We start from the raw sequence: 8,312 nt of genomic DNA, 5'->3' as shown, positions 1-8,312 counted from the left end.
GTCCCCCCCCCCCCCCCCCCCCCCCCCCCCCCCCCCCCGCTGCACCGATGACACGCAGATCCGAGAGTAAGGTACGAGCCGGGGCGTACGCGTCCTCGGTCGGAGCCGCGCTGCTGCTCGCCGCCTGTCTCGGCGTCGAGGTCGCGCAGGCGCAGGCGATCATGCGCACGCCCACCATCAGCGTCCCCTCGCGCACGCCGACCATCTCTCCGAGCATTGCTGCACGGGCGGTGAGCGTCGATCGCGGCCCCCGCACGATCACGACCGCACGGATCCCGGCGGCCCGAATGGGGCCGACGCCGGTGCTGCCCTATGCGCGTTACTCGCCGAATCTCTATCCGGCCTGCACGGCACCTTACCGCGACGCCGCCGGCGAATGCCTGGCCCAGCCAAATGCGGGCGGCGAGGGCACCGGCAAATCGGGCAAGAAGAGCGCCGGCAAGGGGCGTGGCAACAACACGCAGGTTGCGGTGAGCCAGCGCAGCTTCGCAGGCGAATTCGTCGCCGAGATCGACGGTGCCCTGTCGGTTGCCGATGCCGACGCGCTTGCGCGGCGCCATGGGCTGACGCGCATCGCGTCCGAGAATTTCCCGCTGATCGGAGCGACGTTCGGCCTGTTCCGCATCACCGACGGCCGGCCCTCCGAGACGGTGCGGCGCGAATTCGCCGCCGACGGCAGCGTGCGTTCGGTCCAGCCCAACTTCCGCTACGTGCTCCAGGACCAGAAGTCGGCTGTGCCGACCGAGGGCGATCCGGCGCAATATGCGCTGGCAAAGCTCCGGCTGCCGCAGGCGCATACGCTGGCGCACGGCGCCAACGTCACAATTGCCGTGATCGATTCCGGCATCGACGCCAACCATCCCGAACTCGCCCATTCCGTCGCCGACAATTTCGATGCGCTGGGCAGCACCGAGGGCCCGCATGTCCATGGCACCGGCATCGCCGGCGCCATCGTGGCGCATGCCAGGCTGATGGGCAGCGCCCCCGAGGCGCGCATTATTGCAATCCGTGCCTTCGGCGGCACCACGGGTGGCGCCGAGAGCTCGTCCTACATCATCCTGCGCTCGCTGAACTACGCCGCCGAGCACGGCGCCCAGATCGTCAATATGAGCTTCGCCGGCCCGAAGGACGCGGTAATCGAGCGCGCCATCGCCGCGACCGCCGCGCGCGGCCTCGTGCTGATCGCGGCCGCCGGCAATGCCGGGGCGAAATCGCCGCCGCTTTATCCTGCCGCCAATCCCAACGTGATCGCGGTCAGCGCGACCGACCAGCAGGACAAGTTGTTTTCCGCGTCCAACCGCGGCAATTACATCGCGCTGGCCGCGCCCGGCGTCGACATCTTCCTGCCGGCGCCCGACGGCAAATACCAGATGACGTCGGGAACCTCGTTCTCGGCGGCCTATGTCTCCGGCGTCGCGGCGCTGCTGCTCGAGCGCAACTACGCGCTCAAGCCGGAAGCGCTGCGCATGACGCTGGCGAAGACCGCGCGCGACCTCGGTTCACCCGGGCGTGATGATCTGTTCGGCGACGGCGAGGCCGATGCGTTTGCCGCGGTCATGGCTGTTCCGGCAGATAGCGCGACGCCCGTTGCCGCGGCTTCCGGTACAACTAAACGTGAAGATATCGAGAAGCGTCGCGATGAGCCCGGCATCCGCGCGCTGGAACAACCCTCGCTGTCGAGCGCAGGCGATAAATCCGCGATTTCTCAGGCGGATAGGCCGGCGACGCGATAGCGGCTGAGACAAGTTTGCGCGCAGGCCCAAGGTCAAAAAATCGAACGCCGCATTGAACGTTCAGCTGGCTGCCACGACCAAATTATGTGGGAGCGGTCATCCCTCCCCATCAGTCATATTAGGCGCGAGCGCCCATCCACCCCAAGCGCCCATATGGCTCGACCCGTCCGGTTGTCCCCCCGGACGGGTCTTTTCTTTTGGGGCATCCGATTCCTTGAAGCCATGTGCGGGATCAGCTTGCGGTTGAGCAAACGCGACTGCGTTCATCGCCAACCTCGTTCAGGTCCACCGCAAGTCCGTCATGCTTGCGCGAAGCTTGACTCGGAAATGCCTGAAAACTCCGCACGACTACGGTGTTTCATGACGAACGCCGTGTCGTTGCTGGACAAGTCAAAACTTTTCCACAAAATATTCATGTCGCTTCTAAATTGATTCGTGTGCGTTGCGTCGCGTCCGTATTTTTCTCCTCACGGGCAGGTTTATGACACATCGCCAGAGCACGGCTGTTAGCCGTGACATTGCGGCACGCTGGTGCGCTCTCGCCGAACAGCGGCTGGAACATCTCTCCGAAATGTTCGAGACGGGCCGCTGGCGCCGCTATCACTCCGAAATCGCATTCCTCGAAAACATCCAGGAAGCCAAGCGCGCCGTTCAAACCTGGCGCGCCATCGCCACAGGCGGAGACGTCGCCGCGGCCGCCGCGAGCGTCACCTCCGCATTCGGCTGGTCGCCGGCGACGATGCCCCGCGTGTTTCCGCGCGACCAGGCGCAGGCCGTGCAGCCCAAGATGTTGCAGCCAAAGGCCGTCCACATCGCCCCCGAGACCGCCGTGCCGGTCAGGCTCGCCCCCAAGCCGGATGTGCTGGCGGAAATCATCGAGGCCCCGATCGCGCCGCTTGCTGAACCTGAAGCGGTTGGGGTGTCTGCGCTGGTGGCGTCGTTCATCGCCCCTGCCGAGATGCCGCCGCTGAAGGCACCCGCTGCGAGGGCATCGGCCGCCGCACCTGCGGTGAAGTCACCCCTTGCCGAGCCCACCGCGATGACACCGCGCACGGCCCCCGCTGTGAGGTCGCCGTTCGCAATGCCTGTCGCGACACCGGCCGCCGCGCCCGTGGTGAGGCCGCCTGTCGCAACGCCCGCCGCGATGGCAACCCTCCTGCCGCAGTTCGCCCCGCCAGCCGTCGAAATCGTCGCCGCTCCCGAGCGCCTCGTCGAATTCACCTTCAGCCTCGACGGCCTCGAAGCGAAGTACCCGCTGCTGCGGAACGCGTTCTAGCGCCGCACCGCATTCCCGCCGATCACGACCTGTGCAAAGCGCTGTGCGCCGTCGGCGGACAGGTCCGCCGTCACGGCGCGCGCGTGGTCGAGGCCGACCACGGCGCCGCGCGGGGTCTCCGAGATCATGTTGTTGTTGACGAGCGCGGTGCCGGCGCCCGGCACCACCGAGACGCCGATGCCGGCCAGCGCCTTGCGGATCACGTTGCCGGTGATGGCGACGTCGCGCAGATATTTGCCCCAGCCGGCGACGATGCCGTAGGAGGGCGCATTCTCGATCACATTGCCGGTCACGGATGAATCCGCCTCGATATAGATGCCGACGCCGGCGTCATCATCGGGCGCGGTGCCGATTGGCCGCTTCGGGATGAGATTGCGGATGATATTGCCCTGGACCACCGCGATGCGGCCGCCCTCGTTGAAATTGCAGACGGAGACACCGACCGCGGCGCCATCCACAATGTTGTTGGCGATCACCGCGGCCTCGAACGCAAACTCGGAATAGAGCGCGACCTCGCGCACGTCGCTGACGCTGTTGCCTGATATATGGATGTTTGAAGCGGAGTTGCCGCGCACCGCGGAATAGTCGCAGTTCCTGATGCGGTTGCCGCGCACGATCACATTGCCGGCGCGAAAGGCGTTGATGGCGTTGCCGTACTGGCCGGAGCCGCCGGGGCCGGCCTTGATGTCCTCGATGCGATTGTCGGCGACCAGCGTGCCGTCGTCACCGATCGCGGTGCGCAGGATCTCGATGCCGTTGTCGTTGGTGCCGGTGATGGTGTTGCGGGAGACGCTGAGGCCCCTGGCGTCGAAGGAGACGACCGCCGTCACGGCGGTGTTGACAAAAATGTTGCCGGAGATGTCGCCGGACACCTGCTCGAGCCAGATGCCGCTGCCGCCTGAGTTCGCGATCTCGCAATCGGTGATGCGAACGTCGCGCCCGCCGAGCAGGTGGATCAGCCCGCGCCGGGTCGGCAGCGGAATATTGCCGCCGTCGAAGGTGATGCCGGTGATGCCGATCGAATCCGAGCCATCGCTCTGGATCGCCGAGGCGCCACCGGTGAAGACGAATTTCGTCGCGCCGCGCACGCCGATCAATTGCGCGCCGTTCGGTAGCCGCAGCAATCCGCTGCGGTAGACGCCGGGCGGCAAGGCCAGCGGCATCTGCGCCCGTGCGGCCTCATCGATGGCGCGCTGAAGCGCGCGGGTCTGGTCCTCGCTGCTGCCGGGGCGCACGCCATATTGGGTCGCATCGCGGCCAAGCAGCGACGTCAGCGGCGCCGCGCGCGCGGCATCGGCGGGCATGGCGAGCGCGCCGGCGATGCCCGCGGTCGAAGCTCCGATGAGATGACGGCGATTGAGGTCCATGGCTGCGTCCTCCGGCGGACGCGGGGGTCCGCGCGGATTAGGTAGCGCAGGGCGGCCGCGGGTGCGGGGATTGTTCGCGGTAGGGTTAAATGTTTACCGCGAGGACGGCGTGTTCCGCCGCTTCCTTGCCAATCCTGCCAGCTCCATCAGCATCGCTTCCCCGGCATCCACCAGCTCCTCCAGCGTGATCCGGGCTGCGCCCTTGCGTCGCACGGCTCCGCTGCGCGCGAGCAGAGGAATATGGATAAACGCCGCCAGCTGCGGCCCGCCTGCCCTCACGTTCTCGATCGCGCGCCAGCTCAGATAGTTGCAGAGATAGGCGCCGGCATCACGCGAGGGGCGGGCGTCGATGCCGGTGAGGCGCGCGGCGCGCAGCAGTTTTGCCGTGTGCGGACCGAACATCATCGCATCCGCATGGCCGGCGATGCCGCGCTTGCTGGAGCGCGTGTTGGCGGCATCGGGCCAAAGCATGGTGACGGCGTTGCGCGCGCGGGTCTCGATGCGCAGGTAAGGCGTGCGTGCAGCGAGGCCGAACATCAGCAGCGCGTCGGGCTTTTGCGCAGCAAGCACTTCAGGCAATTGCCGGTCGACCGCGGCATAGGTGACCGGGAAGATGTGGCTTAACAGCTCGACATCGTCGAGCGCCGGCCGGCGCAGTTGCGCGAGCCGCGCCACCAGCGGCTGGGTCGGATTATAGGGGGCGCCGGGGAACGGCCCGAAGCCGGTGAGGAGAATGCGGAGCTTTTGGCTCATTGCAGCAACTCCAGAATCTGCTCGGCGGCGAGCGCCGGGGTGAGGTGGCCATCGGCGACTTCGGACTCGATCTTCTTCACCTTCGTCCGCACCGATGCCTCACTGCGCAGCCGTGCGAGCATGCGCTGCTCCAGCATCGACCACATCCATTTCACCTGCTGGTCGCGCCGCCGCGCGGCGAAATCGCCGGATGCATTCATCGCCTTGCGGTGATCCAGAACCTTCTGCCAAAGCTCGGCGATGCCAGTGCCGGCCAGCGCCGAATAGGTGACGACCGGTGGGTGCCAGTGTTCCGACCGGGGGCTGAGAATATGCAGCGCGCCGCGATAGTCGGCGGCGGTGATGTTGGCGCGCTTGAGATTGTCGCCGTCGGCCTTGTTGATCGCGATCATGTCGGCGAGCTCCACCAGGCCCTTCTTGATGCCCTGGAGCTCGTCGCCGCCGCCGGGCAGCATCAGCGCGAGGAAGAAATCGGTCATGTCGCAGACCGCGGTCTCGGACTGGCCGATGCCGACGGTCTCGACCAGCACGACGCCGAATCCGGCCGCCTCGCACAGCAGCATCGCCTCGCGCGTTTTTGCAGCGACGCCCCCGAGCGTACCCGAGGACGGCGAGGGACGGATGAAGGCATCATCCGAGGCCGACAGCCGCGCCATCCGCGTCTTGTCGCCGAGGATCGAGCCGCCGCTGCGCGCCGAGGACGGATCGACCGCGAGCACCGCGACCTTGTGGCCCTGCTCGATGAGATAGGTGCCGAGCGCGTCGATGGTGGTGGATTTGCCGACGCCGGGCGAGCCGGTGATGCCGACGCGAAATGCCTTGCCGGTGTCCGGCAGCAGCATCTGCACCAGCTCCCGCGCCAGCGCCTGATGGTCGCCGCGCCGGCTCTCCACCAGCGTGATCGCGCGGGCGAGGGCCGCGCGGCTGCCTGCGCGGAGGTCGCGGGCGAGGGATTTGATGTCGAGCGGGGCCTTCTTCTCAGTCATGCCCTGCTTTACAACGCCTCGGCGGAGCAGGCGAGGGCCGCCCGCCGCCTATCACCGGGATGTTGCCGCGGCCGCTTGCACCGGTTTCACCTTGCGCCAGACCCACACCATCACCGGCCAGAGCAGCGCGCCGATCGCCATGGCGGCGAGGATGGCGGCGACGGGGCGCTCGAAGAACGGCAGGATGCTGCCGTCGGATTTGATCAGCGAGGTGACGAAGGCCTGCTCGACCATGGTGCCCATGACGATGCCGAGCACCATCGCGGCCACCGGATAGCCGTTCGCCTCCATGACATAGCCGATGACGCCGAAGGCGGCGACGGTGACGACGCCAAACATGTTGTTGCCGATCGCGAACGAGCCGACCGCGCAGCACAGCATGATGATCGGCATGATGGCGGAGCGCGGTGCCAGCAGGATGTAGGCGGCGATCCGGATCATGGCGATGCCGAGCGGGATCATCAAAATGTTCGCGATGATGAACATCAGATAGATCGCGTACATGCTCGACGCCTTCTCGGTGAACAGCGTCGGGCCGGGGTTGAGCCCCTTCATGTAGAGCACGCCGATCGCGATCGCCGCGATGGTGTCGCCGGGGATGCCGAACAGCAGCGAGGGCACCCAGCCCGAGGCGATGCTGGCATTGTTGCTGGCGCCGGCCTCGACCAGGCCCTCGACATGGCCGGTGCCGAATTTCTCCGGCTCCTTGGAGAAGCGTTTCGACATCGCGTAGGAGACCCAGGCGGCCATGTCGGCACCGGCACCGGGCAGCACGCCGATGATGATGCCGACGATGTTCCCGCGCGTCATCTGCCAATGGTACTTCTTGGTCAGCTTCCACTGGCCGGCCATGATGCTTCCGAACTTGCGCCGGGGCAGTGGCGGTGGCTCCGGCGTCAGCATCGCGCGCATCACCTGCGCCACCGCGAACACGCCGACCAGCGCGGGGATCGGCTCGATGCCACCGAACAGATCGGTGATCCCAAAGGTGAAGCGCGGCACGCCGCCGGGGTTTTCGATGCCGATGCAGGAGACCAGCAGGCCGAGGAACATGCCGGCGATCGCCTTCACCGGCGAGGAGCGCGCGACCAAAGTGGCGCACATCAGGCCGAGCAACGCCAGCCAGAAATATTCGAAGGTCGAGAACGACAGCGCGATCTCGGCGAGCGGCGGTGCCAAAATCATCAGCGACAGCACGCCGGCGATGCCGCCGACCGCGGAGAACCAGACGCCGGCTCCGAGCGCCAGTTCGGCCTGGCCCTTGCGGGTCATGGCATAGGCCTCGTCCGCATAAGCGGCCGAAGCTGGCGTGCCGGGAATGCGCAGCAGCGCGCCGGGGATGTCGCCCGAGAAGATCGCCATCGAGGACGCCGCGACGATGGTCGCGATCGCCGCGATCGGCGAGAGATAGAAAGTGACGGGGACGAGCAGAGCGGTCGCCATCGTCGCCGACAGGCCCGGTAGTGAGCCGATGACGAGGCCGTACACGGAGGCCGCGAACATCGCGATGATGACCTCCCAGGTAGAGATCAGTGCGAACGCTTCAATGAGGGTCTTGAGCATGGGATCACCAGGGCGTCGGCAGCAGGCCGGCGGGGAGCGGCACGCGCAGCAGCTTGCCGAAGATGAGGTGGATGCCGAACGGCGAGAGCGCGGCGAGCGGCAGCGCCAGCTTCCACTTCGCCCCGAGCGCGGTCGAGGTGACGTAGACCATGATCGCCGCGGTGATGATGAAGCCGAGCCGGTCGGCGGCGACAACGTAGAACAGCAGTAGCGCTGGCGGCAGCAGCGCGCGCAAGCTGTAGAGCTTGCCCTGCGGCGGCGCTGCGGCTGCCGTCTGGCCGTCTTCCAGCGGGATCAGCTCTTCCTCTTCCTCGAAGGAATGGCCGATCCCGAACACGATCGCCAGTCCGCACAGAGCGAGCCCGGTGCCGATCACCAGCGGAAACACGTTGGGGCCGACCGGCTGCCCCGGCACCGGCGGCAACAGCCAGCCGCCATAGGCGGAAGCCGCACCGAGCACGACGAGAAACGATCCCGTGATGGAGTCGGGAAGACGCATGGGAGGGGTCCTGTGAGTGTCCTTCTCCCTCGCCCCGCTTGCGGGGAGAGGGTTGGGGTGAGGGGGATTCTCCGCGGGGACGGTGAGAGATGGACTCGCGGAGAGTCCCCCTCACCCGGATCGCATCTGCGATGC

The 8,312-nt window shown here is 67.0% G+C and carries 7 protein-coding genes; 2 read left to right on the top strand and 5 right to left on the bottom strand.

Translation table 11 applies throughout. The features are described from left to right. Positions 1-47 precede the first annotated feature (47 nt). Both AC1RR3_RS05090 and AC1RR3_RS05085 read left to right on the top strand, forming a co-directional pair. Positions 48-1,733 (top strand): S8 family serine peptidase, encoded by a 1,686-nt coding sequence (locus AC1RR3_RS05090; protein WP_492821403.1) that lies wholly within the window; start codon positions 48-50, stop codon positions 1,731-1,733. Positions 1,734-2,214: 481 nt separating this feature from the next. Further along, positions 2,215-3,009, top strand: a complete 795-nt coding sequence (locus tag AC1RR3_RS05085) for a TIGR03809 family protein (RefSeq protein ID WP_492820007.1) — start codon at positions 2,215-2,217, stop codon at positions 3,007-3,009. On the opposite strand, the gene AC1RR3_RS05080 is transcribed toward AC1RR3_RS05085, so the two are convergent. The 5 genes from AC1RR3_RS05080 to AC1RR3_RS05060 form a co-directional block, all read right to left on the bottom strand. After that, positions 3,006-4,376: a TIGR03808 family TAT-translocated repetitive protein gene (locus AC1RR3_RS05080; RefSeq protein WP_492820005.1), complete on the bottom strand. Its 1,371-nt coding sequence runs from the start codon at positions 4,374-4,376 to the stop codon at positions 3,006-3,008. The genes AC1RR3_RS05085 and AC1RR3_RS05080 overlap by 4 nt on opposite strands. Before the next feature lie 93 nt (positions 4,377-4,469). Further along, positions 4,470-5,129, bottom strand: a complete 660-nt coding sequence (locus AC1RR3_RS05075) for a pyroglutamyl-peptidase I (RefSeq protein ID WP_492820003.1) — start codon at positions 5,127-5,129, stop codon at positions 4,470-4,472. Further along, positions 5,126-6,115, bottom strand: coding sequence for a methylmalonyl Co-A mutase-associated GTPase MeaB (meaB, locus tag AC1RR3_RS05070; RefSeq protein ID WP_492820001.1), 990 nt, complete (start codon positions 6,113-6,115; stop codon positions 5,126-5,128). Before meaB ends, AC1RR3_RS05075 begins: the two co-directional genes overlap by 4 nt. Positions 6,116-6,166: 51 nt before the next feature. Then, positions 6,167-7,678: a tripartite tricarboxylate transporter permease gene (locus AC1RR3_RS05065; protein WP_492819999.1), complete on the bottom strand. Its 1,512-nt coding sequence runs from the start codon at positions 7,676-7,678 to the stop codon at positions 6,167-6,169. A gap of 4 nt (positions 7,679-7,682) precedes the next feature. Continuing rightward, the gene (locus AC1RR3_RS05060) at positions 7,683-8,177 is read right to left on the bottom strand and encodes a tripartite tricarboxylate transporter TctB family protein (protein WP_492819997.1); all 495 of its coding nucleotides are present in this window, start codon (positions 8,175-8,177) and stop codon (positions 7,683-7,685) included. Between the last annotated feature and the right edge of the window lie 135 nt (positions 8,178-8,312).

It is taken from the genome of Bradyrhizobium sp. GW821-FHT13H05 (assembly GCF_058804065.1).
This window is presented reverse-complemented; position numbering and strand designations above follow the sequence as displayed.

Coding starts and splice junctions, on each gene's coding strand:
- AC1RR3_RS05085 (WP_492820007.1), top strand. CDS start 2,215: ATGACACATCGCCAGAGCACGGCTGTTAGCCGTGACATTGCGGCACGC.
- AC1RR3_RS05075 (WP_492820003.1), bottom strand. CDS start 5,129: ATGAGCCAAAAGCTCCGCATTCTCCTCACCGGCTTCGGGCCGTTCCCC.
- meaB (WP_492820001.1), bottom strand. CDS start 6,115: ATGACTGAGAAGAAGGCCCCGCTCGACATCAAATCCCTCGCCCGCGAC.
- AC1RR3_RS05090 (WP_492821403.1), top strand. CDS start 48: ATGACACGCAGATCCGAGAGTAAGGTACGAGCCGGGGCGTACGCGTCC.
- AC1RR3_RS05080 (WP_492820005.1), bottom strand. CDS start 4,376: ATGGACCTCAATCGCCGTCATCTCATCGGAGCTTCGACCGCGGGCATC.
- AC1RR3_RS05060 (WP_492819997.1), bottom strand. CDS start 8,177: ATGCGTCTTCCCGACTCCATCACGGGATCGTTTCTCGTCGTGCTCGGT.
- AC1RR3_RS05065 (WP_492819999.1), bottom strand. CDS start 7,678: ATGCTCAAGACCCTCATTGAAGCGTTCGCACTGATCTCTACCTGGGAG.